Origin of the sequence: Streptococcus huangxiaojuni (genome assembly GCF_040930515.1) — a bacterium.
Lineage (GTDB): Bacteria > Bacillota > Bacilli > Lactobacillales > Streptococcaceae > Streptococcus > Streptococcus huangxiaojuni.
The window spans coordinates 59496-86175 of the sequence record NZ_JBFQEG010000006.1 but is presented as its reverse complement, the minus strand read 5'-3'; the positions used below and the strand labels follow the sequence as shown (position 1 = coordinate 86175).

Below are 26680 nucleotides of genomic sequence, written 5' to 3'. Positions count from 1 at the left end.
CTGTCGCTGTTTTCAGCTGACTTCTCAGGTCCTTGACTGTCTTCTTATAAGAACTCAGAAGCTCGGCTTTGGTCGGTTCAACCGCAAAGTCGCCGTAGGTCTTGATATATTCCAGCAGATAAGTGCGGTAATCGGTGCTGTCAAACCAAGTGTCGGGATTTGTGATATCCAGACCCTTAGCCTTCTTAGCTTTCATTCTGGCCACCTTTATCACCTGCTCCTTGGTCATGCCGGAAGCAAACTGTCCCTTCTTCACATAGTAGCCAATGTCCAGCTCATCTCCTTTTATGTGGAAGAACTTTGGATTGTGGTCGCCGATGGGATCGTTGAGGCCCTGTGTCCCCTCAACAACCACTACCTTCCCATAAGGAATCTCACCTTTGCCGCCATCAAGGTAGGTCAAATCTTTTCCGGAATCCGAATAAACTGTCGCATGGTCTTTCAGATAAGCCAGCTCACTGTTAGAAAAAGCACCGCTCTTTACCGCTTGGGCTGCCGCCCAGTCTGTGAAGTTGGTAATCTTTGGCACTTGGTATTTGGCGCCGACTTTAGCCACACCAGGACCGGACTGGCTGAAACCGGACATGTTGGAGACTGTGCCCTTATGCACTTCCAGCTTTTTCACCGTCTCCTGATAAAACTGGTCGATTGCTTCGGTCTGAGCGGTCAGCTGCCCGTCGGTCAGGCCGAAAACTCCGCTGGCCTCGACAGCATTTTTGGTCGATTCATTAAGACCGGGCTGGGTCCCTGCCACAACGATAGCCGTTTGGCTGTAGTCCGGATTATCGCCCTTACTATTGTCCACCGGAACAACAGCCAAAGCCTGGGTCGTCTCATCTATGCTGTTAACCACTTGGTAATAATCATTGGTTTTAGGAACTTTGAATACTTTACCTTCCTCTGCTGAAGCATACGTCTTAACAGCACCTTGTAAACCTTGCATTTTTTTATCTGTCAACGCCATATTTGAGAACCCCTTCCTTAAATGTCACATTGTAGCGAACTTCAGCCGACGGACTGCCCTGAGCCGATTTTTCAATCCCTTTCAGCTTTCCTATATTTACTAGGGCTTCAATATTGCTGTCAATATCTTCATTATCTGTCCATTTCGTATCCTCCGGCAGGCTGTCTCCGTAAGTCACTTCGACATAATCTCCAGACTGGTTAGCCAGCTCTATCATCTCTGTCCCGTAAATATCCCTGTCTAACCACAAATAATTGAGAAGTCCATAACTGGGATGAATAAAATTATCAATTTCATTACCAAACTGTGCTTTATTTCCATGCTCATCGTATAGAATTGGTACCACTTCAGCCGTTAGCATAGTAAAGCGTCCGTCTCCATCTCTATAAATCGGTGAGAACTCGATTTTACTGACACCGGAATAGTTCTCCTTAATATAAGTGGCAATCTGTTCCTCCAGCAGCCGAAAGCCGTGCTGATAAAGCTGGTCAACCTTTTTCTTTTCCATATAGCGATTATACCCCCAAATTCCTGTGATGGCGATGAGAACCACAGCCAACAGTCCCCAGAAAATCTTTGCCGGTCTGCTTAAACCTTTCTTTTTAGCCATAGCCTGCTCCTTATTCTCTGCAGATGATTCGTTTTAATTTTTATCAGTATAGCATAGCAGTTTCAAAAAAGCAAGTGACCTTTGTCATTATTTTTATGTCCCTGCCACAACAATAGCCGTTTGGCTGTAGTCTACTTGACCATCTGAATAAACCGGAGCTACAGCTAAAGCCTGAGTAGTATCGTTGACACTATGTACCACTACATAGGGCTGCCCTTCGCTACTAAATCTTTCACCTTCAGAAAGTTTTTTCTTTTCTAAATTTTTCTTTAAATCATTTTGAAGGCTTTGAATTTGTTCATCAGTTAATGCCATTTTACCGCTCCTTCTTAATTTCTAAATTATACTTAATTTCGGCATTTGGACTACCTAAAGTACTTTTTTTCACTTCTTCAAGTTGACCATCTGTAACTAATGCCTCCATATTGCTATCTATCTTTTTGCTTGATGACAATTTAGCCTTATCAGGTAGAGTATTATAACCTGACACATCTATTTCCAGGTTGGCATCATAATCTTTTAAATAAATAATTTCTTTACCATTGATATCATAGTCTAAAGCAGTAATACCATTCAGCAGTCCATAACTTTCATAAGCTGTATTTTCTATCTTCCCCCCTAACATTGCCTTATTTCCTTTATTATCATAAATAAAAGGTTCTGTCTCTGCTGTTAACATTGTAAATTTTCCATCTCCATCAATGAAAATAGGAGAAAATTCAATTTTACTAATTCCGGAATAATTTTCTTTTATATAGAGTGCTGTTTGTTCCTCTAAAAGTTTAAAACCATGCTTATATAAATTATCAATCTTCTTTTGTTCCATATAGCGATTATACCCCCAAATTCCTGTGATAGAGATGAGAACCACAGCCAGCAGTCCCCAGAAAATCTTTGCCGGTCTGCTTAATTTTTTCTTTTCAGCCATAGCCTGCTCCTTGTTCCCTGTGGATAATTCGTTTTAATTGTTGTTAGTATAGCATAGTGATACCTAAAAAGCAAGTGACCTTTGCCAGCATTTTTATGTCCCCGCCACAACGACAGCCGTTTGGCTGTAGTCTACTTGACCATCTGAATAAACCGGAGCTACAGCTAAAGCCTGAGTTGTCTCATCTATACTGTTAACCACTTGGTAATACTCATTGGTTTTAGGGATTCTAAATGTTGTTCCCTCTTTGAGTGAGACATTTTCCTTAATAACAGTTTGTAAATTTTGTATCTTTTTATCTGTCAATGTCATATTTAAGTATCCCCTTCTTAAATGTCACATTATAGCGGACTTCAGCCGACGGACTGCCCTGAGCTGATTTTTCAATCCTTTTCAACTTTCCTATATCTACTAAGGCTTCGATATTGCTGTCAATATCTTCATTATCTGTCCATTTCGTATCCTCCGGCAGGCTGTCTCCGTAAGTCACTTCGACATAATCTCCGGACTGGTTAGCCAGCTCTATCATCTCTGTCCCATAAATATCCCAGTCTATCCGCAGATAATTGAGAAGTCCATATCGGGGATGCCCAAAATGGTCTATTTTCCCGCCAAACTGTGCCTTATTCCCTTCTTTATCGTAAATGATAGGAACTGTATAAGCCGTCCTAACCGTAAAACGGTCATCCCCGTCTATATAAATCGGTGAGAATTCGATTTTACTGACACCGGAATAGTTCTCTTTGATGTAAGTGGCGATTTGTTCTTCCAGCAGCCGAAAGCCGTGCTGGTAAAGCTGTTCAACCTTTTTCTTTTGCATATAGCGATTATACCCCCAAATTCCTGTGATGGCGATGAGAACCACAGCCAACAGTCCCCAGAAAATCTTTGCCGGTCTGCTTAAACCTTTCTTTTTAGCCATAGCCTGCTCCTTCTCTTTTGAGACAGTACTGTTCATTCGTTTTAATTTTTATCAGTATAGCATAGAATAAATAAAAGGCAAACAGTTTAACTGATAAAAGATTGCTTTTTATCTTTTAAAAAATTTTCCTCTTTTTTGACATTTTGCTCCTTTCCCTATAAAATACTGACAGGAGGTATGTATGGATTTTCTTGAAAATATCAAACAGCATGAAGCGGATTATGCCAAGTCCGAGCTGAAAGTCTACCACTATGTTCTTGCCAATCTTGAAAGTCTGGAGACTTTTACCATCACTAAAATTGCTGAACTTTCTCAAACGTCTACTGCTGCTGTTTTGAGATTTTGTCAGACTCTCGGTTACAAAGGTTTTAAGGACTTCCGTTATGATGCCATTCGTTTCCTGCATCATCACCATCAAAGACCGTCTGTTGATATTTTGGACCAAATGACTGATAACTACAGCCAGCTGACAAAGCAGTTCCGTAATCTGAATCGGGAGGCCATTCACGCGCTGATAGCGACGATTTTAAGGCAGCAGCGTCTGCATATTTTTGGAGTCTATTATTCCTCCCTGCCTGCTAAGTACTTGCATATGGGACTGCAGGATTTAGGAATCACCAGCCATTTTGCCGGTGACCTAAACAGCGGTGCCCACTTGACTAATATTATCAACGAAGAAGACAGCTTAATTCTCTTTTCGGTCAGCGGCGGCAGCGGAAATTTCAGGCAGGCTCTGTCCGCTCTGCAAAACAATATGCCCAAGCAGTCCTATCTGATTACCTTAAATGCAACGGCTCCCGTAGCCAAACTGTTTACAACCACCATTCTACTGCCCGGCAATCTTTTTAATAAGCAGTCTATTGTTGATACCCAGTCACTCCCTATGATTTTTGTAGAGATTCTTCTTAACCTCATACGCGAAGAAATGGGGTAGACAGCAGAGTTTCCGGAAAAGAATACAGCAAAAAAGCAGTAAAAACGCACTCTTAAAGAGGCGTTTTTACTGCTTTTTTTACGGCTGTTTTCGGTCTAATAATCTTTGTCTTAAAAAACGGTAAAGCGGCCAAAGGCTGATCAGCAGCCAGGAACTGAGATTAATGATAAGAACCCACTTAAACCACCAAGCCGCCTGATAGCTGATCTGCAAACTGTTAACTCCTTTTTGCTGCCGAATTTCAGGTGTTCCAATAGCTGTCAGACGATAATCGTCAGCAGACAACTCTTTTCCATTAAGCACCAAACGGGTGTGACCGTATTTAATAATTGGCAGGCTGATGCTATCAGTGTTGTCAGCCGTCCATTTTAGTATCAGTTTATTCTCATGCTGGCTGGCTGTAAAGAATCTGCTGTTTTCAAAGATATAGCGCTCATACAGCAGGTATTTGTTTTCCTTATTCGTTTTATCTGTGGGCAAATAGTCCGGAGTCGATTTGATTGCCCGCATCAGCAAATCCTTTAAATCTGTCAGATAAAAGCTGCGTTTCACATCCTCAGCATTACCGTATACGAACTGATGTTTCTGGTTAAGAACAGGCGTTTCTGAGGTATGGTAGTTGACAATCTTTTTCAGTGTACTGACCGAATTTTGCGCCAAGCCCCAAACCAGACAGGCACTGACTAAAGCAAGAACCAATTTAGGCCGTTTGTTAAAGAAGTAGCGGTCAAGCATCATGGCAAAAGCCAGCAAAAGAAAAATAGTCGCCGGTACAAAAAAACGAAAAGGAAACTGAATGAGATTAACCAAAGAAAGATTGAGCTTACTCACCTTGTACCAAGGAAAAATACTGCTGGATAAAATGAAAAAAGCAAAAAAACTAAAGCTAATCAATTTAAGAACTCGGTCGTAATGCCGCCAGTGCCTAAAGGAAAAATAGAGTTGGTAAAGCAAAATCAACAATAAGGGCAAGGGTGATGTCAGCCAGTATAGACTGCGCTGATTGACTGTCATAATATAGAGCTTGGAATTAATAAAAGGCTCCACCAGACTGTTGGTACTGCCGACTTCCAAAAAACCAGCCCAGATATTGGCAGAGAGAAGCAAACCGAGCAAAGCTGCAGCCAGCCCTTTTTTTAAAATCGGCCACTTCTTTTTCGACATAATAAAACCGCAGCCGTAAATCGGAAGATAGGCAACAACTAATAAGAAGGCGCTCAATACATGAACCTGCAGCAATAAAGCGACAGAAACAGCCAGCCTTAAAACATCCACCTTCTCCTCTTTAATAAAATCAAGAGCAGGAATCAGACACCAGGGCATAAAAGCAGCTCCCCAGCTGGAAAAACCCTGTCTGAAAGTCCAATATTGGACAGAAAAAGTTGTCATATAAAAAAGAGCCGTCAAAAAAGCCAGAGAAGGACGAACGGCAGCCCTTCTAATCAGGCGGTATATGGATAAACCGGCAATTGAGCTTAACAAGAAGCGTGACACAATCTGGTAAGTGTACCAGTTTTTACACAATAAAAGAATAAAGCCCTGAACATAAGCAAAATAGGGACCGTATAAAGCATTGATAATTCTGGCTGACTCATGAAAACCATAAAGAGAGATAAAATAGCTAAAGTTTCCGGTCTTAATTTGCTGAGCCGTTTCATAGAAGCGGTTGTAGTGAAAAAGAAAATCACTTCCTGTTATGACGCCTCTAGTCAGTATTTGCGGTAAAACCAGCAAAAAAGAACTGAGAACTATCAAAACAAGAGGCAGCAGATATTCCTTGGCCAGCGCCCGAGAGCAGGTCTTTCTTAACATGTATGTTATTCCTTTATTGCATATTGTCTCTCATAAAAAGAAATCAGCCGGTCTTCCTTTTTCTGTTATTGGCAGAGACTCTTTTTTATGGTATAATTTTTTTCTAAAAAACTCAAATAAAAGGAAAACACTATAAAAAAAGAGTGAGGGAAACTGCATTTCTTAAAGAAATCAATTGTCCCTCACTCTTTAATTTTCGAATCAGGCTGACAGATAAGCTCTCCCACTCCTTATTTTATCGGCCTAATCTGTTAGTGATTGGCATAAGGATCCACAACCGGAACCTTAGCCAGACTCTGATCGATATGGCAATAACCGTTTGGATTTTTTTTGAGATAGTCCTGATGGTAATCTTCAGCATCAATAAAGTGTTTTAAGGGCTCCAGCTCAACGGCCAGAGCACGCCCACCGTTTTCTTGACTGACCTGCTGCATGAGTTTATCGGCTACAGCTCGGTCAGCTCCATCGGTATAATAGATACCGGTGCGGTACTGACGACCGTAGTCATTGCCCTGATGGTTAACAGCAAAGGGATCGATGACGCGGAAGTAATAGAGCAGAATTTCTCTTAGGCTAACAATTTCAGGGTTATACTGTATATAAACGGTTTCAGCATGGTCAGTATGTGCTATAAGGTCGTAAGATGTCACATCTGACTGCCCGTTAGCATAACCGACCCGTGTTTGTAAAACACCTTCGATTTGAGCAAAATAAGCTTCAACGCCCCAGAAGCAGCCGCCTGCCAGATAAATTTCTTTCATATTTTAGTGTCCTTTCCAGTTACGATAAGGCTGTCTTAACCGCATTAATCAAAGCATTGCTTGTCCCAGGAAAGGCAAAAATCATTTGACTGAGATCAGCGGCCTTAAGTTTTTGATTGATAATTAAGGTGATAAGATTAATCATCTCACCGGCTTCATTGCTAAGAAGGCTGGCTCCCGCCAGTTCTTTATCTTTATTGACAATTAAAGTAAAATGCGCTTCATCTTCCAGCTTGGTTTGGAATTTGGCCTGCTGGCCAAAAGGCACATCAACAATTTTGTAGTTATCGGTATCTGCCTTGGCCTCTGCTACTGTCACGCCGACTTGAGCAATACGGGGAAAAGTAAAGACCAGATTTGGCACAACTGGGTAGCTAATAGGCTTTTCATTGACACCCAAGATAAAGTCGGCAATATAATCCGACTCAAAGCTTGCTGTCGGCGTCAGACGGGGAATCGTTTTATCAATCACATCGCCGCTGGCAAAGATATGAGGCACAGCAGTCTGCAGATAATCATTAACCACAATACCTGAATGGTTATATTCAATGCCTAAATCTTCCAAACCAAGGTTTTCAACATTGGAAATTCGTCCTGTAGCATCTAATACATAATCGGTTTCGATAGCCAGGCCCTGAGCCGTAGTCAGACAAAGGCCGGCTTCCAGAGCTTCCACTTTTTCAACAGCCTGGCCAAAGTGGAACTGAACGCCTTCTGCTCTTAGTTTGTCGACAACCGTTCTGACATCATTTCCCGGATAAGCAGCCAGAGCTTTATCGGCAAACTCGACAATATGAACTTCAGATCCCAGTTTAACGGCCATCGTAGCGAATTCCATTGAAATAATTCCTGCACCGATAAAAGTGATACGGTTTGGCAGGCTGTCAAGTTCAAGGAATTCCCGGCTGTCATGAAGCAGGTCCTTGCCTTCAATATTGAGACGGGCCGGACGCTGTCCGGTCCCCAGAACGATATAATCTGCAGTAATCGCTTTATCATCAACGGCTACTGTATGTTCATCCCGCAGTTTTCCATAGCCTTTGAGAAGTTCAATGTTCATTTGAGCAAACATCCCCTCCATAAACGGAGCATAAGTTGGAATCTCCCTCTTTTTAAAAGCTATGAGTTCTTCCCATCGAATCGTTCCCTTTGTGCCAATTCCTGCTCGTTCATAGCGGTCAAGACCGTCTAAGAATTCAAAAGGACTGTCCAGCAAAAACTTAGCATTGCAGCCATAGTTTGTACAGGTTCCTGCCGTTATATCCTTCTCAATAATAGCAACCTTTTTTCCGGCCTGGGCCAAGGTAACCGCAGCATGCCAGTTGGCATGTCCCGACCCAATAAAGGCAACATCATAATCGTAAGACATTAAATACCCTCCATCTTGTATTCTGGTTTTCAGCTGACTGACACTGCTCAGCAGCGAGTCAATCGGTCAGCCCATTATCACAAACAGCCATTTTGACTCAGCTAAGAGCCTCAGAAACTCAGAACTGCTGCTGTTAATCAAATAATTTGCTATAGTCTGCATAGCCTTCTTCTGCTAATTTATCATAAGGGATAAACCGCAAAGCAGCTGAGTTGATGCAATAGCGCAGGCCGCCTGCTGCCGAAGGCCCGTCAGCAAAGACATGGCCTAGATGCGATTTAGCCTCCTGGCTGCGGACTTCAATCCGGCGCATCCCATAAGAATTATCCTGATGGTTAGTCACCCTTTGCTTATCAATCGGTTTAGTAAATGAAGGCCAGCCACAGCCCGCATCGTATTTATCCTGCGATGAAAACAGGGGTTCTCCGCTGACAATATCAACATAAATGCCTTTATCGTAAAAATCATCATATTCTCCGGTAAAAGCACGCTCAGTAGCTGCGTTCTGCGTCACTTCATAGGCTAAATCACCTATCCGCTCACGCAAATCCTCTTTTGATTCTACCATAACACTCTCCTTCAACAAGATACAAAGGCCGTTAAAAGAGCAAAGCAAAAATGACGGTAAGCCAGAAATCTTCGATTTCGTCGGCGCACCTCTGCCAGGACGACTAGAAGGCTGCGGTCGGCCGCTAGGACGATAAAGCCTTCAGACGTCTACGGCTGATGGTAACTAAGTAACGACACAAATTTCCAGCCCCTCACTCTCCCGTTTCTAGGTTCGGGCTGAAATCATCCACTGGATGATTTCACTGCACAGCTCTTAGGCCGTGTTCAGTTCCAACAAGTTATAAAGCCCACCGACGCTCAGGAGGCAGGCAGGGAACGGCCGTCATCTCAAGCTGGCCAGTCCCATCACTCACTGACCTTGAGCAGGGCTGCATCTCTTTTCTCTCAGCTTAAATCTGCCTGGTCAGCCAATTTTGATAGCCTATAGCTTCAATCAAATCCAGTTGCTGCTCTGTCCAGTACAGATCCTCTTCTTCATCTTTATAATAGTCTTTAAGGGTATCATAAGTGGTAATATCATCAGCCGCTGCCTGCACGATCGGAAGAATTTCTTTTAGACCCGACCGCGAAATCTCCAGCTCTTCTTTCAGCCATTCCAAAGGTGTTTCCGGCAGGTCTGCCGCCTCTTGCTCAGTCAAAAAGAGCTGGCCGCCTAAATCCAGAACACGATTAAACATTTGCTGGGCAAAGCCACGTTCTTCCTCAGCATGTTCCTGATATTTCCGGCCGAGTTTTGAAAAACCCTGTGCTGCAAACTGCAAAGCGACAAGCTGGTGCCTGTCAGCCTGTACCAGCATAGCGTTGCCAAGATTTTGTAAAACATGAACGATAGTGTGATTTTCCTGCATTGTAACCATCCCTTTCTTTTAATCGCACACGATTAAATAGATTAATATTAGTCTACTGCTTTCTAATAAACTTGTCAAATATTTTAATTTATGTTATGATATTTTCAATCGTACACGAAGGAAATGGTTATTATGTCATCACAGCATCCGCATCTAACTGACCAGCTTTGCTTTGCTATTTATAACAGCAATCGCCTGCTTAATCAGTTTTACAAAAAAAGCCTCAGTCCTTTTGGACTGACTTATACGCAGTACTTGGTTCTTTTAGCTCTTTGGGAAAAAGACGGCCAGTCTTTGCAGGCACTAGGACAAAAACTTAACTTAGCCAGCAATACACTGACTCCTTTACTTAGACGCTTAGAGGATAAGGGGCTGCTGATGCGGCTCCGCCCTGAAAAAGACCAGCGCCAGCTGATTGTACAATTGACTGACCGCGGCGAAAAACTGCAGGAGGAAGTTGAAAAGGTGCTTAACAGATGTTTAAGCGAAGTGACTTTTTTTTCAGCTGATAAACTCCGGGACATGATTAAGGATCAACAGGACTTGGCTGAAGCATTAAAAGAACAAAACTGATTCTTGCAGCTTGATTCTTTATTTCATAGTCACTCTTTTTTATTATCACAATGATACCATAACTTTTTCTTATATGTCGTTATAACTAATCTATCCTATGCAAAAAAACAGGAAGTGTTACAATAAAATAATATACAGGAAAAAGAGAGGATATGATGATGGCAAATACTAAGGCATCTATTGCAGAACTGGTTGGAAAAACTCCTTTGGTTGAACTGCGCAATTTTCAGGAAAAGTACGGCTTGCAGGCTAAATTATTCGCTAAGTTGGAATATTTGAATCCAAGCGGCAGCGTTAAGGACAGGGCTGCACTTAACATGATTACTGAGGCAGAAAAAGCCGGAAAGCTGCAAAAGGGTGATACAATCGTTGATAACAGCAGCGGAAATACAGGGATTGCTCTGGCTGCTTTTGCTGCTGCCAAGGGCTACCATTTTGAATGTCTGCTGGAACCCGGTGTATCCCCAGAGCGTACTCAAATCTTAAAAGCTTACGGCGCTCATCTCCGCAGTTTTCTGGATTTCCCTGAAATTGCACAAATGATGGACAAGGGGGCTTTTGAGACAGCGGAAATCAGCCGTATTATTCAGGCATATGCCGACAGCAAAGGCTATTTTTATACTGATCAAGTAAGCAATCAGGCTAATCCCGAGGCACATTACCAGACGACCGGTCCTGAGATTTGGGAAGATACCGACGGACAAGTCGATATCCTTATTATGGCTGCTGGCACCGGCGGAACAATTGCCGGCTTAGCACAGTATTTTCGGCAGAAAAAACCAGATATTAAAATTATTGCCGTTGAACCTGCTGAAGCATCCCGCCCCTCAGCAGAGCAGCCTGATGTCAACAGTATCGACGGCATTGTTGCCTTTGATGGTTTCGGACCAGAGAACCAGCCGACCTTCTTTTCAAAAAATCATTTTTACTATGACAGCTGTATCGATGTTTTGGCAGAAGACGGATATAAAACCGGCCTTGAACTTGCCCGTACTGACGGTATCTTCTTAGGTGAATCTGCCGGCGCTGTTTTGCATGCTGCCAAAACTGTCGCTCAAAAGGACGAAAACAAAGGAAAAAACATCGTTTTAATCTTTGCAGATAATGGCATGAAATATCTTTCCAGTCCAATGTATCAGGAGGTAAATTAAATGTGTCAGAATTGTTTCATTCGCACTCGTACAGGTTATCACGACAAGCAGCCTTTTCCGCTTAAACAAGCTGAAAAGGCTGAAGACTATTTGAATCTGGCTATTCAGGCGGCTGAGTATATTGATCAGTTCAAAGTTGAAACGGAGGATGGCATCTGGTGGCGCAATACCAATAACGAAGCGCAGCTCAGTATTTCAGATTTCAGCAATCCCAATTTTTTCAGCGGTTCAGCAGGTATCTTGTATTTTTATGATAAGCTCTATCAAATCACTCATGATACGACTTACCTTTCTATCATTAGGAAAGCCAGCCATTATCTTACTCAACATTGGCAGATTTTGGCAAAGCTGGATATTTTTGACATGGCAGGAGCAGGAATGGGTCTGTACGGAGGTATTGGCGGGGTCGGACTTATTCAGCTTGAAATAGCAGAAAACTATGATAATGAAGAGGCTTTAAAATCCGCTCAGGAAATTGCAGATTATTATTTAGAAAGGGCTAAACAGACTGACAAGGGAATCTGCTGGACAGGTGATTCTCCCCTTTTTCATGACAGCGGTATCTTGCTCTTTCTCATCAAAGCCTACCAGCATTTCCCCAGCAGCAGACTTTTAGAAACAATTAAATCCGGTGTCCGCTACCTTATAGCGAATGGCCATCGGCATATTGATAACGGGCTGGAAATCAATACTGTTTCTGCTGCTGAAAAGCGTGATCTTCCCAATTGGGAATTTGGTTCAGCGGGGGCCGGTTATCTTTTTGGAAAAACATATGAGCTAACCCACGAACAGGACTTTTTGCAGGCTGCAAAAGATGCTGCTGTATTTCTGGTTAATCTTGCCGTCCCCCAAAAAGAAGGCTATTTGATTCCGTACCGTACAAACGGCCCTCAGCGTCAAGTATTTTATCTGGGAAATTGTCACGGAGCAATTGGGACTTCACGCTTTTTCTATTATCTCTACCAGCTGACTGAGGACAGCTATTATTTAGAGCAGGTAGAGGCTTTGACCGCCGGTTTGATCAGCCGGGGAGCCCCGGAGCGGCAGTCCAACGGCTACTGGAACACAACGACTTTTTGCTGCGGTGCTGCAGGTTTTATCCACCATTTTTTAGGACTTTATGCCGACAATAAAAAGACGCTTTATCTTGATTTAGCCAGACGATCTGCCGCTGTTGTCCTAGGCAATGCCAGCAGGTCTGAAAAAGGGATTAGTTTTCCCATCGCCTTTAATCGGATTAGTCCCAGTGAACTTTCTGCTTTTACTGGTTTTTATGACGGTGCTGCCGGAATAGCCACTGCCTTACTGGAACTTTATCAATTTGAAAGTCAGCAGCAGTTAAAGTGGAAACGGCTGATTGATGACCCCTTTATCAGTTTGACTTAGAAAAGGTTTGGAGCTGGACAGCTCCAAACCTTTTCTAAGCTCTTTGGTCTGTGAATTGCTAATCCGCCCCATCACTGCTAAAAGACAGCTTAAGCTTCTAACGATAATTCTTCAGCTGCCTTTTGATATCGCGCTCCTGCTCACGGCGCTTGATGGTTTCACGTTTGTCATAGTCATGTTTCCCTTTTGCTAGTCCGATAAGGACTTTGGCAAAACCGTTTTTGAGATAGACTTTCAGAGGGACTAGAGTCATGCCGCTCCCTTTAAGATCATTAGTCAGCTGAGCTAGTTCGCGTTTTTTCAGTAAGAGCTTCCGGGTCCGAGTGGGGTTTTGATTCCATATATTGCCTTGCTCAAAGGGGGCAATATGAACATTGATTAGCCAAGCTTCACCGTTTCTGATTTGAGCATAGCCGTCTTTCAACTGAATGCGGCCGGCACGGACACTTTTAATTTCTGTTCCCGTCAGAACAATACCGGCTTCAATGGTTTCAAGGATATGGTAATCATGCCTGGCCTTTTTATTTTGTGCCAGTTGCTGATCAGCATTTTTAGCCATCATCTCCTCCTTTTTTTCCTTCTTTTTTTCGCAGCCGATTTGTAAAAAGGCTGTTTATTCTTTAGTTTTGCTGAAGCCTTCCCTCTTTTAGGCGATGTCTTATGCATCTCTTGATCTGGCCGGCGTTTTTTTCGATTATGCTGAGGTTTGCGTTCAAGCAGAGGCTTATTTTTTTCAACAGTATCATCAGGACTTGGGACATAGGCAAAGTCAATGTCGCCTGTTTCTCTGTCAGCCTTAAGAAGTTTTACTTTAAGCTGCTGTCCGACACGAAATACCCGACCGGATTTTTCCCCGCGAAGTGATAAATCCCGTTCATTGTAATGGTAAAATTCTGGTAAACTGCTGATATGGATTAAGCCTTCAATCGTATTTGGCAGTTCGACAAAGAGACCGAATTTGACAACACTTGAGACAAGTCCTGTAAACTCCTGCCCGGCAAATGGTGCCATGTATTCGGCCTTTTTCATAGCCTCGACTGCCCTCTCGGCATCAACAGCCCGGCGTTCCAAACTGGAAGACTCCTGGGCAATCTCCGGAATTATGCGGCCGAAGTGTTCTGCACGCTCTCTTTCTGACCGCCCATAGTCTCGTAAGAGCCGATGAACCAGCAAATCAGGATAACGGCGGATTGGACTGGTAAAGTGCGTATAATATGGCGCTGCCAAACCGTAATGGCCTTGGTTGTGCTCAGAATAACGAGCCTGCTGCATGGAACGCAGCAACATTGTAGCAAGCACTTCCTGACCTGGCTGACCTTGTATCTTTGCCATAAATGCCTGCAAGTCCTTTTGGCCCATTTTATTAGCCGTTCCGTGAATCTGTACACCAAAAACACTGGCATAGTCGATAAACTGCTGCAGTTTTTCTGCCTTTGGTTCTTCATGAATCCGATAAATAAAGGGTAGCTTTGTTTTAGCAAAATGTTTAGCCACGGTTTCATTAGCTAGCAGCATAAACGATTCAATCAAGCGCTCCCCTATTCCCCGCTGACGCAGGCTAATGTCTACAGGCAGACCCTTGCTGTTGACAAGGATTTTTGCTTCCTTAGTATCAAAGTTTAAGGCACCGCGCTTGATGCGCATGTCCTCTAATATTTGGTGAAGACCGGCCATCTGTTTGAGTGAATCGACAATAGGAGCATATTTTTCAGACAGCGCTTCATCGCCAGCGATGATAGCGTTGACCGCGTCATAAGTCATACGAAATCTGGTCCTTATTATTGACTGCCCCAGCTGATAGTGCAGCACCTGGCCCTGTCCGTCAATTTCCATAATACAGGACTGGGTCAGGCGGTCAACCTGCGGATTGAGAGAGCAAATCACATTTGACAAACGCTCCGGCAGCATAGGAACCACACGGTCCGTCACATAAACAGAAGTCCCCCGCCTGCGGGCTTCTCGGTCTAAAGCTGAATTTTCCTTAACATAATAGGAGACATCGGCAATATGAACGCCCAATTCAAAATGACCGTCAGGCAGACGCTTCACATGCACCGCATCATCTAAATCTTTGGCATCGGCCCCGTCAATTGTAAAAGTTAGCTCATCGCGCAAGTCAATCCGACCAATCCTGTCCTTCTCAGTAGGAGTGTCTGCTATAGCTTCTGCTTCATCCAAAACAGCCTGTGGGAATTCTGACACAATATCCATGGACTCCAAGACTTCCAGAACATCGATCCCGGCCTCCCCTTGGTGACCGATAATATCCCTTACTCGGGCAACAAAATAATCATGCCCGCGGCTGGGATACTTCTCAATATCAACTTTGATAATTTCAGTCCCATCAAGAAGGATAGGTTCTTTTCTGATATAGATTTTCTGCTGAATTTTCGGGTTGCGGGACTTGATATAGCCGCAATATTTAGGCTTTTCATCGTCCAGCACAAATTGACCGACAGCTGTTTTAAGCTGGCGGTCAAGAATACCGACCACCTTAGCTTCAGCTGCTGTTCCTTTAAAGCGGTCTGCTACTTTTGTGATAACGACTTCAACAGTATCTCCGTCGACAGCATAGCCTGTATCATTACGGCCGATAAAAAGCTCTTCCTCAGCTCCATCAACCGACAAAAAACCAAAGCCGGCTTTATTTGCCCGGAAGATGCCTTTGATAGTTATCTGAGGTTTTTTTCTGGTCACTTTTTTACGCAGGGCAAGGTTGCCGGCATTATCAAAGCGGAGCCGCCCTTGGCTTTCCAGTTTGGAAATGGTCTTGATAAGAGTCGGAAAGGCTTTAGCCCCAGCCATATTAAGAGCGGCGGCTAAATCATTGACATCCGTCTTGCCTTGTTTTTCTAAATAATCTATTATTTTTTCTTTCATCATTCTTTTTCTATCATTGTAGGCCCGCAGTCAAAAACTGACTGGGGTATTATCGTCTGCACTCTCTTAAAAATGATATCCGGTCTGCAGACAGACTGTTACAGGCCGGAAAATCAGCTGAAGCAAAATCTTCCTTGTTCTTTTATAACAAAGGACTGAAGAATCTTAATCTGGCAATGGGAAAGTCAGGAAAACTCAATGGCTGCTATCTAATAGTTTTTTCAGCCTGCTTCACATTTACGAAAGCGGCTGAAGTCTTTGTATGAAGTTAGAATCCTTATTCCAGCAACAACTGTAGAGCGGTGCAGACAATAAAAATGAGCTGAGAAAGATGTCTCAACTCCTGACTTTTATGCTGTAAACATTCAAGAGATAAGGGTCTGCTTTTTTAACATCTATTTTTAAGTAAAAAAGCGTTATTTACCGTGTATAACCCCTTTTCCTGCCCGTCATTCACTGCAGAACTGTCTCTTTAGTCTTATCCATTTCATCAAAAACGTGACTGACTTTTGGCCTGCTCATCTTTAGAAGTCAGAAAACACCAAACTTCATCATTCTAAAACGGACCGCCTGTCAGCGGCTGGATAAAATGACCAAAAGAAGGGCAATTAAAAGCCAAAAGAAAACCAAAACAGCGGTAAAACGCTGCATAAACGCTTCAAAACCACGCGCCTTTGTCCGCTCAAACAGCGCTTCGGAACCGCTGCTGTCAAAAACATTGCTGCTGGGATTTTTCTGCGGCTGCATAAAAATCGCAATCACAATAATGACAGATAAGACAAGCAAGGCTGTAAGTAATAGCTGATACATGTTGTTCCTCCATTGAAAGTACACCCATTCTATCATAAAAACAGTTAAGATTCAATATGCAGGGTTACTTTTCTCTCTTTGGGGCAGTATTTAAGCACCCGAATTTTGTCGGGATGGCTGCTTTTATTTTTACTGGTCAGATAATTTTTATGACCGCATTGACTGCACTGTAAATGAATTTTAATTCTCACTGTATTTCTTTGACCTTCAAATATGTTCTAAAATTAAAAAGACACCATAAAAAATTGCTCAAAACAATCATACTGGTCATATAAAAGACTGCCCGGTAGCCTAAATGTGTCGCTGCAGCCGAACCGATAAAAGGACCTAAAACCTGACCGAAATTGCTGAACATTTGATTATAGGAAAAAATCCTGGAAATCCCTTCTCTGGGTGTCAGTCTGGTCAATAAAGAATTGATGCTGGGCATCAAAGCGCCTACACCAAAACCATATAAAAAACGCAGAATTCCCAGCTGCAGCACTGTCTGGGCAAGAGCACAGAGAAAATAAAGACTGAAACTGTAAAAAAGGGCTGACAGTAACAGACGGTGATTTCCTATTTTGTCCCCCAGTTTTCCCAAATACGAACTGCTGAGTAGACTGGAAAAGCCTAAAGCTGAAACGATTAAGCCCGAAACAAAGAGCAGATTTTCCGTTTGGCCAAGATGACGGATATACAGAGACAAAATCGGGGCAACAGACTGAGCTGAGATTTGGATAACCATGCTAGTCACGAACAATCCCAGCATGATCTGCACACTCTTGCTTTGCCTGAAAACATCTCTTGTAGACATGACGTCAGCTTTCTCAATAGGCTCAAAATTTTCTTTCACAAAAAAGAGGGTCAGTAAACTGCAGATAAACAAAATAAAACCAACCAGAAGAAAAACCTGGCGAATCCCTAAAAATTCAGCTAAGACACCGCCCAGCAGAGGACCGATTAAGGTTCCGGCTGTCACACCAGTTGCCAAGGTCCCCAGCGCATAGCCTGAATGCTGCCTTGGAGCCTGCGCAGCGATGAGAGCTGTCGCATTAGGAACATAGCCAGCAAAAATCCCATTTAAGAGCCTCAATAAAAGCAGAACAGTCACATTCGGCACAAAAGCTAAACCGCCCATTGTAAATGTCATTACAAAGCTAGCTCGAATCATCATCGGCTTTCGTCCGTATCTGTCTGCCAGCCGTCCCCAAATAGGAGCAACCAAGGCGGAGGCTAAGGCAGAAAGAGACACTGCTAAGCCAGTGTACCATTCGATCTGGTCTTTAGGCACCCCTAAATTTTCAATATACAAAGCCATAAAAGGCATAACCAGTGAAAAGCTGGCACCAGTAAAAAAATTACCAAGCCAAGCTACCCGCAAATTTCGCCGCCAGTCTACTTCGGCTACTATTTCGTCTTCGATAAGTCCTCATCTTCTTTCTTACATATACTTGACAGCTAATGCCGCCGCATCATTTTAGCCGGCATCTTCCAATCGTTTTAATAACTTTGTGACTTGCTCCTGCAAATCTGCCAAACTGCCATTATTATCAATCACCGCATCAGCATACTGACATTTTTCCTTTAAAGGCATTTGAGAAGCCAGACGTTTTTGAGCTTCATCTTGGCTGTAGCCATTTCGTTCCATCAGCCGCCGGATTTGAGTACTTTTATCAGCATAAACCAACCAGACCGCATCAAACCAATTCCTATAATCCTGCTCAATCAAAAGCGGAATATCCATGAAAAAGAGGTTTTCTGTCTGCGCTAATTCTGCGCGTTTTCTTGCTAATTCACGGCGAATAATAGGATTTTGCAGCTGAGCGGACTGCGCTCTTTTTTCCTCGTTTCCAAAAATTAAAGCAGACAGCTTAGACCTGTCCAGCTCACCATTGTCCAATAAAATACCGGCTCCCAGCCAAGCAAGAAGCGCCTTATAGAGCTCACCTCCCTTAGCCTGCAGATCATGAACAAGGCTGTCAGCATCAACAACCTTGTAGCCGGCCTTACGAATAATTCCTGTAACTGTTGATTTACCAGAGGCGATGCCGCCGGTAATTCCAATAATTTTAGTCATCCTTTTTGACATCTGGGGCAGAAATGGCTCCCCCGTCCTCCTACCTTTATTTTTTTAATGGGAGTACCGCAGCGCACACAGGGTTCATCAGTCCTGCCATAAACCTGCAAATAATTCTGCATGGTCCCATCTTCGCCCAAGGCATTGCGGTAAGTTCTGATAGACGATCCGCCTTTAGCAATTCCCAGCTGTAAAATACGAATCGTTTCATCATGCAGACGCTTGATTTCAGTTTTTTTCAGATTGTCTGACAAGCGCTCCGGATGAACTTTGGCTGCCCAGAGCACTTCATCCGCATAAATATTGCCCAAACCTGCGACTAATTTTTGCTCCAAAAGGAGCGGTTTAATACATTTATGAGAAGAAAGCAGAGCACTCTCAAAAGGTGCCAGTTTAAAACTGGCTTTAGTGGGTTCCGGACCAAGCTTTTTCTGTTCAAAGTAAGAGCGCTCATATGATTTTGGCAAAAGCTCAAAGGTACCGAACTTTCGGACATCCTGATAGACTAAAGTAGATCCATCGTCCAGGCCAAAGAAAAGGTGAAAATGCTTATTTTTAGGAACTTCTTCAGGAAAAAGCAGGTACTTGCCTTCCATTCTCAGATGGGAAATCAAAATACGTTCACCAAAATCAAAAATAAGGTATTTTCCCCGCCGCCTCACGCTTTGGACTGTTTCCCCCAAAAGCTCATATTTAAAAGCCTTTAAATTCGTTTTAATCATTTTAGGGACACCAACTTGAACGCTGGAAATAGAACGGCCGGCAACCAATCGCTCTAAACCGCGTCTGACTGTCTCTACTTCTGGCAACTCAGGCATAATCTACCTCTTATTAATCTTTTAAACCAAGAAGACGTCTGGCATAAATCACTTGCCCTGAGTGCATGGCTGCATCATCAATAATCGAAACCAAACGCATTCCTCTGGTAACCGCAGGTGTCCAGCTCTCATCAATCACATCATCAAGGTGTTTTTCATCCAGTGATTTGAGGTAGCTTTTAGTAAAATCAGCAGCCGAACGTAAATAAGCCAGTACAAGCTCTAAGTCACTGACTTGAACCTTCTTGGCCTCTGCCAATGTATGGCACCAGTCCTGCGTATCATCCGGCAAATCCAGACGAAACTTCTCCTTCCAGCCCTGACTGAGCCAAATAGGCAGACTGCCAGCCAAGTCCGCAATTTGAAAATCCATCTCCCTTGCTGTATGCCAAGCTAACCAAGTCATTGATTTCAGCTGCTCCGACAGCTTCTCTGCCGGAAAAGCATTCGCCTGCTCAGCTGTTACCCCTTCAAACAAACGCTCAAAACGTTCCACAGCACGATCAACACTCTCTGTCAACATATCCAAATAAACCATCTCACACCTCCAACAAGATACAAAGGGCGTTAAAAGAGCAAAGCAAAAATAGGAAAATTGACGAAGAGTCGCTAAGACTCTAGGAGATTTTATCTTTTTTGCACAGCTCTTAACCCGTGTTCAGTTCCAACAAGATACAAAGCCCGTGAAAAAATCCGTATGAAAATAGGGGAAGGCAAGTGATGCCTAAGCATCACGATGACAGACATCTTTTTCACTAGGATTTTAGGGCGTGTTCAATTAACAAGATACAAAGGGCGTTCAAGCTCACAGCAAAAATAGGAGCCTGACTGCCGAGTCACTAAAGACTTAAGGGAAGGCTGCACTCACAGAGCAGCCACATTCGTACGTCAGCATACGCTTCCTACGACTGCGTCTCTTTTTTGCAAAGAGCTTAAGCCCGTGTTCAATTACAACAAGATACAAAGCCCGTGAAAAAATCCGTATGAAAATAGGGGATGGCAAGTGATGCCTAAGCATCACGATGACAGACATCTTTTTCACTAGGATTTTAGAGCGTGTTCAGTTCCAACAAGATACAAAGCCCGTTAAGAACGCAAAAGGAAAATGACGGTAAGCTCGAAATCTCCGATTTCGCCAGCGCACCTCTGCCAGAACGACTAGAAAGGTGCGGGCGACTGTTAAGGCGACAAAGCTTTCAGTCGTTTACGGCTGACGGTAAGCTCGAAATCTCTGATTTCGCCAGCGCACCTCTGTCAGAACGACTAGAAAGGTGCGGGCGACTGTTAAGGCGACAAAGCTTTCAGTCGTTTACGGCTGACGGTAAGCTCGAAATCTCTGATTTCGCCAGCGCACCCTTGCCAGGACGACTAGGAGGGTGCGGCAAAAATTTAAGCTTTCAAAGTCGTCTCAGGTCTGTTCAGCAGAATGCTAGTCGCCTTCTGGCACTTTATTCGCTTTTCAAAGCTGTAAACTGACTACTAGGTCTCGCGACGAACGCTATATTAGTTCTGTCCTCAAAAATTACTAAGAGCGCTAGTCTTCCCAGGCGCTGCTATGGCGCGGCGCAGAAATAACAAGTGACAGTATTAAAACCTCTTTAGTTTATTTGGGAAAATATCGTCCTGCAAAAAATACCTTACCAGCTGAAGATGCGTATCCGGATCTCCGAGCATCCAAGCGTGGCCTTTACCAGGATAATAGGCACACTCACTCTGCGCATTCTGCTTTGCCAGCCATTGATGCGATTCATGTATGGTCTCTGATTCTTGGCCTCCAGAAACAAAAAAGGCCGGATTATCGAAAGTTAAGTCTAATTTTAAAACATTCGCCTGCGACATCGCTCGACGGAATGACTGACTTGAGGTAGACTGCAGATCCTCAATAAAAGAACGGCATTCTTGTTCAGGCACTCCATTTTCCTGCATCATCTTGGTCATAAGGCGGGCAAACAGATGTGTGTCTTTTAACAAAGATACCGCATAAACTCCGGCAATAACAGCTCTGTACCCTTTAATCGGCTGATGGCCGGAACCATCAATAATCACTCTACCAACCAAATCAGGAGAATTCGCCAGCAGTGTCAAGGACAGACTGGCTCCCAGTGAAAGTCCGACAAGATGAGGGTGGCTATGAGCCCTTTTTTTGATAATATCAGTCAGCATCTCCGCTGCAGTATCAAAGTTTGTCCAAGCAGTCTTCAAACTTTTGCCATGGCCAGGCAAATCAACAGCAAGGCAATGGAAATCACTTTTAAGCGCCGCAATATGGTATCCCCACATCTTACTGCTGTATCCTGAAGCATGCAGAAAAAGGATGGTCTCTGTATTATGGCAGCCGCTTTCTTCAATAAACAGTTCGTTTGCGCTTTCCATCTGAACACTCCTCTATTCAATGACAATACCGTTCTCTTAGCTTATATGTCAGTATGCAATCTTTCAATTTTAATAATCTTTTGCCTTATAGCCAAAGTCAGCCAAATCCAGTTTCTTGTCCCGCCAGTTTTTCTTGACCTTAACCCATGTTTCCAAATAAACCTTATCCCCCAGCATAACTTCTATGTCCCGACGAGCCATTTTCCCGATTTTTTTAAGCATATTGCCGTTTTTACCGATAATAATGCCCTTTTGACTGTCGCGTTCCACCATAATAGTCGCATGAATATGAATTTTATCCGTTTCTCTGTCGCGTTTCATGGATTCGATCACGACAGCTACTGAATGTGGAACCTCTTGCTGAGTCAGCAAAAGAACCTTCTCCCGAATCATCTCGGACACTAAAAAGCGCTCCGGATGGTCAGTAATTTGCTCTTCGGGAAAATACTGAACGCCTTCTGCTAAATTCTCTTTTAAGATAGTCATCAAACTCTCCACATTATTGCCTTGGAGAGCTGAGATCGGCACAATCTCCTGAAAATCCATCTGGTCTTTAAAATCATCTATTTTTTCCAGTAATTGATCCGGATGAACCTTATCAATCTTATTGATGACCAAAATAACAGGAATTTTAGCAGCTTTAAGGCGTTCCATAATCATGTTATCGCCCTTGCCCCGCTGCTCGTCAGCAGGCACCATAAAAAGCACCGTATCCACTTCACGGAGCGTGCTGTATGCTGCTTCCACCATAAAATTCCCCAAAGCTGTTTTGGGTTTATGAATACCGGGAGTATCAATAAAAACAATTTGCTCTGACGCAGTTGTGTAAATCCCCATAATTTTGTTGCGGGTCGTCTGCGCTTTATCGCTCATAATCGCAACTTTTTGACCTAAAACATGGTTTAAAAAAGTTGATTTTCCTACATTGGGCCGCCCCAAAATAGCAGCAAATCCTGATTTAAACGCCATAATCTCATTAAAAACATCGTCCGGCAAACCTAAATGAGAGCGGGACAAAAATCAGTAAATCGTCATAAAATGACGATTTTGATTTTGTTGTCCCGCCTCCGCAAAGTTGGTTAGGGAGGCCGTTATCCCTTGATTGACAAGGGATAAGAACTTCCAATCAACCGCTGCGTCAAACTCACATGTCCAAAAAAGTGAAACGAGGCAGTACTTTTTCCCAGCCTCATCTAAGAACAGGTTAACCGTACAATTTTCGTATTTGGCTGACCTTGTCAGACGGCCAAATACAGTGTTTTCCTTCCTTTCCAATTCAATTAATAATAAACAATGACCACTACAGCCCAAAAATTAATCTGAAAATTTTAGGCAAAAAGATAATCAAGCCCGTCAAAATAGCGTAGCCTGAAACAACCAAAACAGCCCCAGCAGCCATATCTTTAGCATTTTTAGCCAGCATGGAGAAATGATAATTGCTGGCTAGGTCAACCACATTTTCAATAGCTGAATTCACAATTTCAAAGGCAATAACCAAAAAAATGGCCAGGAAAAGAAAGAGCCATTCCAGCCCCGAAATTCTGAAAATAAGACCGGAAAGAGCCGCTAAAACGGCAGACACTAAGTGCTTGCGCAGATTACGTTCTTCTCTAAAAGCCGTTAAAATTCCGGTAATGGCAAATTCCATACTTGCCATCAGAGTCATATTTTTCCACTTTTTTTGTGAATGATTATCGCGTAAGTCCATAAGCCGTTAATATCTCTTCCTGTAGTGTGAACATTTCTTTTTCCTCTTCGGACGTATAGTGGTCATAGCCGTTAATATGCAAAAAGCCATGCACCGCTAAAAAGCCCATTTCCCGTTCAAAAGAATGACCGTATTCTGCCGCCTGCTTATGCGCTTTATCAACAGAAATAAAGAGTTCACCGATATAGGCGTTCAGCTCTTCCAGCAAGTCAGCCAGCTCTGCTTTTTCTTTAGCAGATGGGCTGTCCAAGACTGCAGGCCGGTCAGGTTTATACTCCAGACTGATGACATCAGTCGGGCGGTCAGTCTCACGGTATTTGACATTCAGCTGGCGGCTGCGCTCATTTGTCACAAAAGTCACCGCCATTTCCTTATTTTCTTTGCCGATTTTTTCAGCAGCAAAATTAAGCAGGTCAAGTGTTTGCGCCATCATCTCCTGAGAGACCTGTCCTGTCTCATCAACCATCTCTATATACATTTAATTAAGCAGTTTAGGACAGCAGCCAAATCCGGCAGAAAAACATCTGACAGACATTTTGGTAATGGCTGAGTCTGCTGCAGAGCACCTGACTGATGTCCCTTACAGCAGGGGGCTGTCCTCTTCCTTTCGCTAATCTTTACTCATCCCCATTATACCACAGAAAAAATATTCGCGCTCTTTTTGAAGAATAAAAAGACGTTTTTGCCCACCTGAGCAGAAACGTCTTCAAACTGCAGCGTATTCTCTGCTGCCACGCCTATTTTAGGATTTTCAACAGTTAAAAATTAAAACCGCCTCAAAGACTTTTTATTCCCAGCTTAGACAAATCTATGCCCCTTCCAAAATTTCAGCTACAACTGTTTTCAATGCCGGTATGACATCTTCTTCAAACCATGGATTTTTGGCCATCCAGAGCTGATTGCGGGGAGAAGGATGAACCAAAGGAAAGTAGCGAGGCAGGTAGTCTTTATAGTGCTGAACGGTCTCTGTTAAAGTTTTGCGGCGCTCAGCACCTAAATAATACTGCTGTGAATAGCTGCCAACCAAAATCACCAGTTTAACTTCCGGCATCTGCGCCAACAGCTGAGGGTGCCACTTTTCAGCAAAACCTTTGCGCGGCGGTAAATCTCCAGATTTTCCCTTACCTGGATAGTAAAAATCCATAGCCAAAATGCCAAAAAGATCGGAATGGTAAAAGGTTTCTTCATCCACTCCCAGCCAGTCCCGCAGACGGATACCGCTCCGGTCATTCCAGTACAGACGGCTTGTCTGAGCAACAATCCCCGGAGCCTGACCGACAATCACAATACGGGCTGTTTTCGGTGCAGCAAATAAAGGCTCGATTCCGGCCCGAGTATAAGTCAGATTGGCTTCATCCTGCATGATTTTCTGAAATACCGTCTCCGTCACTATACCCCTCCCTTTCGCTTTCACAATAAGATTAAACAGACCGCTGTACTTTGTTGAATTGAACACACCCTAAAATCCTAGTGAAAAAGATGGCTGTCATCGTGATGCAAGCATCACTTGCCATCCCCTATTTTCATACGGATTTTTAGACGGGCTTTGTATCTTGTTGGAACTGAACACGGCCTAAAATCCTAGTGAAAAAGATGGCTGTCAGCGTGATGCCAGCATCACTTGCCATCCCCTATTTTCATACGGATTTTTTAACGGCCTTTGTATCTTGTTGTTCATAAGCGTCGATGATTTCTGCGACAAGAGGATGTCGGACAACATCTTTGGCTGACAGATAAACAAAGTCCAGCGCCTTAATACCCTTCAATTTTTCAGAAGCATCAACTAAACCGGACTTAGCGTGATGGGGCAAATCAATCTGGCTGATATCACCATTGATAATCATTTTTGAATGAAAACCCAAACGCGTCAAAAACATTTTCATCTGCATAACCGTTGTGTTCTGGGCTTCATCAAGAATAACAAAGGCATTATCCAACGTACGCCCCCGCATGTATGCTAAAGGGGCAATCTCAATAATATCGCGCTCCATCAGACGGACGGTTTGTTCTTTTCCTAAAATGTGATAAAGGGCATCATAGACTGGACGCAGATAAGGATCAACCTTTTCTTTGAGATCTCCCGGCAAAAATCCTAGGTTTTCCCCGGCTTCAACCGCTGGTCTGGTCAGAATAATACGTTTTACCTGTCCGCGTTTTAAAGCAGTGACCGCAAGCGTTACTGCCAAAAAAGTTTTTCCGGTCCCTGCAGGACCTATTCCAAACACAAGGTCATGGCTGTTAACACTGTCCACATAAGCTTTCTGTCCTAAAGTTTTTACTCGTATCGGACGGCCATACGTGTCTTTAATAATCTCCTGCTCATAAAGCGCCACAAACTGGTCAATACTGCCGTTTTCTGCCATGGACAAAGCTGTTATAACATCAGAAGTATTGATTAACATACCACGGCTGACCAGAATAAGAAGAGCCTCAATAGCCAATCTGGCTGTTTCAAGAGACTCTTGATCGCTGCTGACTATTTGGATACGCTCTGTTCTAGCATGAATAGTCACTCCCAGATGGTCTTCGATTAATTTTAAATGACGTTCATTGGACCCAAATAAATTAAGCAAATCATCAGGATGATTCAAGGTAATATCAATTGAAAAATCTTGCAACAATACACTCCTCAAATAAGATACAAAGCCCGTTAAAAGAGCAAAGCAAAAATAGGAAAATTGACGAAGAGTCGCTAAGACTCTAGGAGATTTTATCTTTTTTGCACAGCTCTTAGGGCGTGTTCAGTTTCAATAAGATACAAAGCCCATTAAAAACGCAAAAGGAAAATGATGGTAAGCTCGAAATCTCCGATTTCGCCAGCGCACCTCTGCCAGAACGACTAGGAGGGTGCGGTCGTCTGTCAAGACGACAAAGCCTTCAGACATTTACGGCTGGATAGTAATAAATCAGCACTCAGATTGATTAGCTTTTTCCCGCAGCGTTTAGGGCGTGTTCAGTTTCAATAAGATACAAAGCCCGTTAAAAGAGCAAAGCAAAAATGACGGTAAGTCCGAAATCTGTGATTTTGTAGACGCACCTCTGCCAGGACGGCTAGAAGAGGGCGGCAGGCTGTTAAGACTGCAAAGCCTTCAGACGGCTACGGCTGACGGTAGCTAGATAACGATACAGATTTCCAGCCCCCTCACTCTCCCTTTTCTAGGTTCGGGCTGAAATCATCCACTGGATGATTTCACTGCACAGCTC

At 43.4% G+C, this 26680-nt stretch carries 28 protein-coding genes and 1 pseudogene; 4 read left to right on the top strand and 25 right to left on the bottom strand.

Annotated features, from left to right (window positions below; translation table 11 throughout):
* The 6 genes from AB3329_RS05620 to AB3329_RS05595 all read right to left on the bottom strand — a co-directional run.
* Nucleotides 1-964: hypothetical protein (locus tag AB3329_RS05620; RefSeq protein ID WP_368394747.1), on the bottom strand; the 964-nt coding region annotated here is incomplete at its 3' end.
* Nucleotides 948-1574: a hypothetical protein gene (locus AB3329_RS05615; RefSeq protein WP_368394746.1), complete on the bottom strand. Its 627-nt coding sequence runs from the start codon at nucleotides 1572-1574 to the stop codon at nucleotides 948-950. The genes AB3329_RS05615 and AB3329_RS05620, both read right to left, overlap by 17 nt.
* Before the next feature lie 93 nt (nucleotides 1575-1667).
* Entirely contained in the window at nucleotides 1668-1889 is a 222-nt protein-coding gene (locus AB3329_RS05610) for a hypothetical protein (protein WP_368394744.1), read from the bottom strand.
* Between the two features lies 1 nt (nucleotide 1890).
* Nucleotides 1891-2502 (bottom strand): hypothetical protein, encoded by a 612-nt coding sequence (locus AB3329_RS05605; protein ID WP_368394743.1) that lies wholly within the window; start codon nucleotides 2500-2502, stop codon nucleotides 1891-1893.
* A 93-nt stretch (nucleotides 2503-2595) separates the two neighbouring features.
* Nucleotides 2596-2814: a hypothetical protein gene (locus AB3329_RS05600; RefSeq protein WP_368394742.1), complete on the bottom strand. Its 219-nt coding sequence runs from the start codon at nucleotides 2812-2814 to the stop codon at nucleotides 2596-2598.
* The gene (locus AB3329_RS05595) at nucleotides 2798-3424 is read right to left on the bottom strand and encodes a hypothetical protein (protein ID WP_368394741.1); all 627 of its coding nucleotides are present in this window, start codon (nucleotides 3422-3424) and stop codon (nucleotides 2798-2800) included. Before AB3329_RS05595 ends, AB3329_RS05600 begins: the two co-directional genes overlap by 17 nt.
* 181 nt (nucleotides 3425-3605) lie before the next feature.
* On the opposite strand from AB3329_RS05595, the gene AB3329_RS05590 reads away from it, so the two are divergent.
* A complete protein-coding gene (locus tag AB3329_RS05590) occupies nucleotides 3606-4358 on the top strand; it encodes a MurR/RpiR family transcriptional regulator (protein ID WP_368394740.1) in 753 nt (250 codons plus the stop codon).
* A 78-nt stretch (nucleotides 4359-4436) separates the two neighbouring features.
* Here the strand turns inward: AB3329_RS05590 and AB3329_RS05585 are convergent, their stop codons facing one another.
* From AB3329_RS05585 to AB3329_RS05565, 5 genes and pseudogenes are all read right to left on the bottom strand, one after another.
* Nucleotides 4437-6170: a putative glycosyltransferase family protein gene (locus AB3329_RS05585; RefSeq protein WP_368394739.1), complete on the bottom strand. Its 1734-nt coding sequence runs from the start codon at nucleotides 6168-6170 to the stop codon at nucleotides 4437-4439.
* A gap of 269 nt (nucleotides 6171-6439) precedes the next feature.
* Nucleotides 6440-6931, bottom strand: a pseudogene (msrA, locus tag AB3329_RS05580) (peptide-methionine (S)-S-oxide reductase MsrA); the annotation flags it as partial.
* 19 nt (nucleotides 6932-6950) lie between these two features.
* The gene (locus AB3329_RS05575; protein ID WP_368394738.1) at nucleotides 6951-8300 is read right to left on the bottom strand and encodes a dihydrolipoyl dehydrogenase family protein; all 1350 of its coding nucleotides are present in this window, start codon (nucleotides 8298-8300) and stop codon (nucleotides 6951-6953) included.
* Between the two features lie 133 nt (nucleotides 8301-8433).
* Entirely contained in the window at nucleotides 8434-8868 is a 435-nt protein-coding gene (msrB, locus tag AB3329_RS05570) for a peptide-methionine (R)-S-oxide reductase MsrB (RefSeq protein ID WP_368394736.1), read from the bottom strand.
* A gap of 391 nt (nucleotides 8869-9259) precedes the next feature.
* Nucleotides 9260-9727, bottom strand: a complete 468-nt coding sequence (locus AB3329_RS05565) for a ferritin-like domain-containing protein (protein ID WP_368394735.1) — start codon at nucleotides 9725-9727, stop codon at nucleotides 9260-9262.
* 123 nt (nucleotides 9728-9850) lie between these two features.
* On the opposite strand from AB3329_RS05565, the gene AB3329_RS05560 reads away from it, so the two are divergent.
* From AB3329_RS05560 to AB3329_RS05550, 3 genes are all read left to right on the top strand, one after another.
* Nucleotides 9851-10291 (top strand): MarR family winged helix-turn-helix transcriptional regulator, encoded by a 441-nt coding sequence (locus tag AB3329_RS05560; protein WP_368394733.1) that lies wholly within the window; start codon nucleotides 9851-9853, stop codon nucleotides 10289-10291.
* 152 nt (nucleotides 10292-10443) lie between these two features.
* Nucleotides 10444-11442, top strand: coding sequence for a PLP-dependent cysteine synthase family protein (locus AB3329_RS05555; RefSeq protein WP_368394731.1), 999 nt, complete (start codon nucleotides 10444-10446; stop codon nucleotides 11440-11442).
* On the top strand, nucleotides 11443-12828 hold the full coding sequence (locus AB3329_RS05550) for a lanthionine synthetase LanC family protein (RefSeq protein ID WP_368394729.1): 1386 nt from the start codon (nucleotides 11443-11445) through the stop codon (nucleotides 12826-12828).
* A gap of 97 nt (nucleotides 12829-12925) precedes the next feature.
* Here the strand turns inward: AB3329_RS05550 and smpB are convergent, their stop codons facing one another.
* The 14 genes from smpB to AB3329_RS05480 all read right to left on the bottom strand — a co-directional run bounded on the left by smpB (nucleotide 12926) and on the right by AB3329_RS05480 (nucleotide 26094).
* Nucleotides 12926-13387: an SsrA-binding protein SmpB gene (gene smpB, locus AB3329_RS05545; protein WP_368394759.1), complete on the bottom strand. Its 462-nt coding sequence runs from the start codon at nucleotides 13385-13387 to the stop codon at nucleotides 12926-12928.
* On the bottom strand, nucleotides 13387-15708 hold the full coding sequence (gene rnr / locus AB3329_RS05540; protein WP_368394757.1) for a ribonuclease R: 2322 nt from the start codon (nucleotides 15706-15708) through the stop codon (nucleotides 13387-13389). Before rnr ends, smpB begins: the two co-directional genes overlap by 1 nt.
* A gap of 573 nt (nucleotides 15709-16281) precedes the next feature.
* On the bottom strand, nucleotides 16282-16518 hold the full coding sequence (secG, locus tag AB3329_RS05535; protein WP_067060637.1) for a preprotein translocase subunit SecG: 237 nt from the start codon (nucleotides 16516-16518) through the stop codon (nucleotides 16282-16284).
* Between the two features lie 44 nt (nucleotides 16519-16562).
* Nucleotides 16563-16709 carry a 50S ribosomal protein L33 gene (gene rpmG, locus AB3329_RS05530; RefSeq protein WP_082854397.1) on the bottom strand — a complete coding sequence of 49 codons (147 nt, stop codon included), beginning with the start codon at nucleotides 16707-16709 and terminating at the stop codon, nucleotides 16563-16565.
* Nucleotides 16706-17923 carry a multidrug efflux MFS transporter gene (locus AB3329_RS05525; RefSeq protein ID WP_438272895.1) on the bottom strand — a complete coding sequence of 406 codons (1218 nt, stop codon included), beginning with the start codon at nucleotides 17921-17923 and terminating at the stop codon, nucleotides 16706-16708. The genes rpmG and AB3329_RS05525 overlap by 4 nt, the downstream gene beginning before the upstream one ends.
* 54 nt (nucleotides 17924-17977) lie before the next feature.
* Nucleotides 17978-18577 (bottom strand): dephospho-CoA kinase, encoded by a 600-nt coding sequence (coaE, locus tag AB3329_RS05520; protein WP_368394726.1) that lies wholly within the window; start codon nucleotides 18575-18577, stop codon nucleotides 17978-17980.
* The gene (gene mutM / locus AB3329_RS05515) at nucleotides 18574-19395 is read right to left on the bottom strand and encodes a DNA-formamidopyrimidine glycosylase (protein ID WP_368394724.1); all 822 of its coding nucleotides are present in this window, start codon (nucleotides 19393-19395) and stop codon (nucleotides 18574-18576) included. The genes coaE and mutM overlap by 4 nt, the downstream gene beginning before the upstream one ends.
* 13 nt (nucleotides 19396-19408) lie before the next feature.
* On the bottom strand, nucleotides 19409-19933 hold the full coding sequence (locus AB3329_RS05510) for a mycothiol transferase (protein ID WP_368394723.1): 525 nt from the start codon (nucleotides 19931-19933) through the stop codon (nucleotides 19409-19411).
* Between the two features lie 1049 nt (nucleotides 19934-20982).
* On the bottom strand, nucleotides 20983-21768 hold the full coding sequence (locus AB3329_RS05505) for an alpha/beta fold hydrolase (RefSeq protein WP_368394722.1): 786 nt from the start codon (nucleotides 21766-21768) through the stop codon (nucleotides 20983-20985).
* 69 nt (nucleotides 21769-21837) lie between these two features.
* Nucleotides 21838-22737: a GTPase Era gene (gene era / locus AB3329_RS05500; protein WP_368394721.1), complete on the bottom strand. Its 900-nt coding sequence runs from the start codon at nucleotides 22735-22737 to the stop codon at nucleotides 21838-21840.
* 331 nt (nucleotides 22738-23068) lie between these two features.
* On the bottom strand, nucleotides 23069-23476 hold the full coding sequence (locus tag AB3329_RS05495) for a diacylglycerol kinase family protein (protein WP_368394719.1): 408 nt from the start codon (nucleotides 23474-23476) through the stop codon (nucleotides 23069-23071).
* Nucleotides 23460-23954, bottom strand: a complete 495-nt coding sequence (gene ybeY, locus AB3329_RS05490; RefSeq protein WP_368394717.1) for an rRNA maturation RNase YbeY — start codon at nucleotides 23952-23954, stop codon at nucleotides 23460-23462. The genes AB3329_RS05495 and ybeY overlap by 17 nt, the downstream gene beginning before the upstream one ends.
* Before the next feature lie 330 nt (nucleotides 23955-24284).
* Entirely contained in the window at nucleotides 24285-24839 is a 555-nt protein-coding gene (locus AB3329_RS05485) for a uracil-DNA glycosylase family protein (protein ID WP_368394756.1), read from the bottom strand.
* A 274-nt stretch (nucleotides 24840-25113) separates the two neighbouring features.
* Nucleotides 25114-26094 carry a PhoH family protein gene (locus AB3329_RS05480; RefSeq protein ID WP_368394715.1) on the bottom strand — a complete coding sequence of 327 codons (981 nt, stop codon included), beginning with the start codon at nucleotides 26092-26094 and terminating at the stop codon, nucleotides 25114-25116.
* Nucleotides 26095-26680 lie beyond the last annotated feature (586 nt).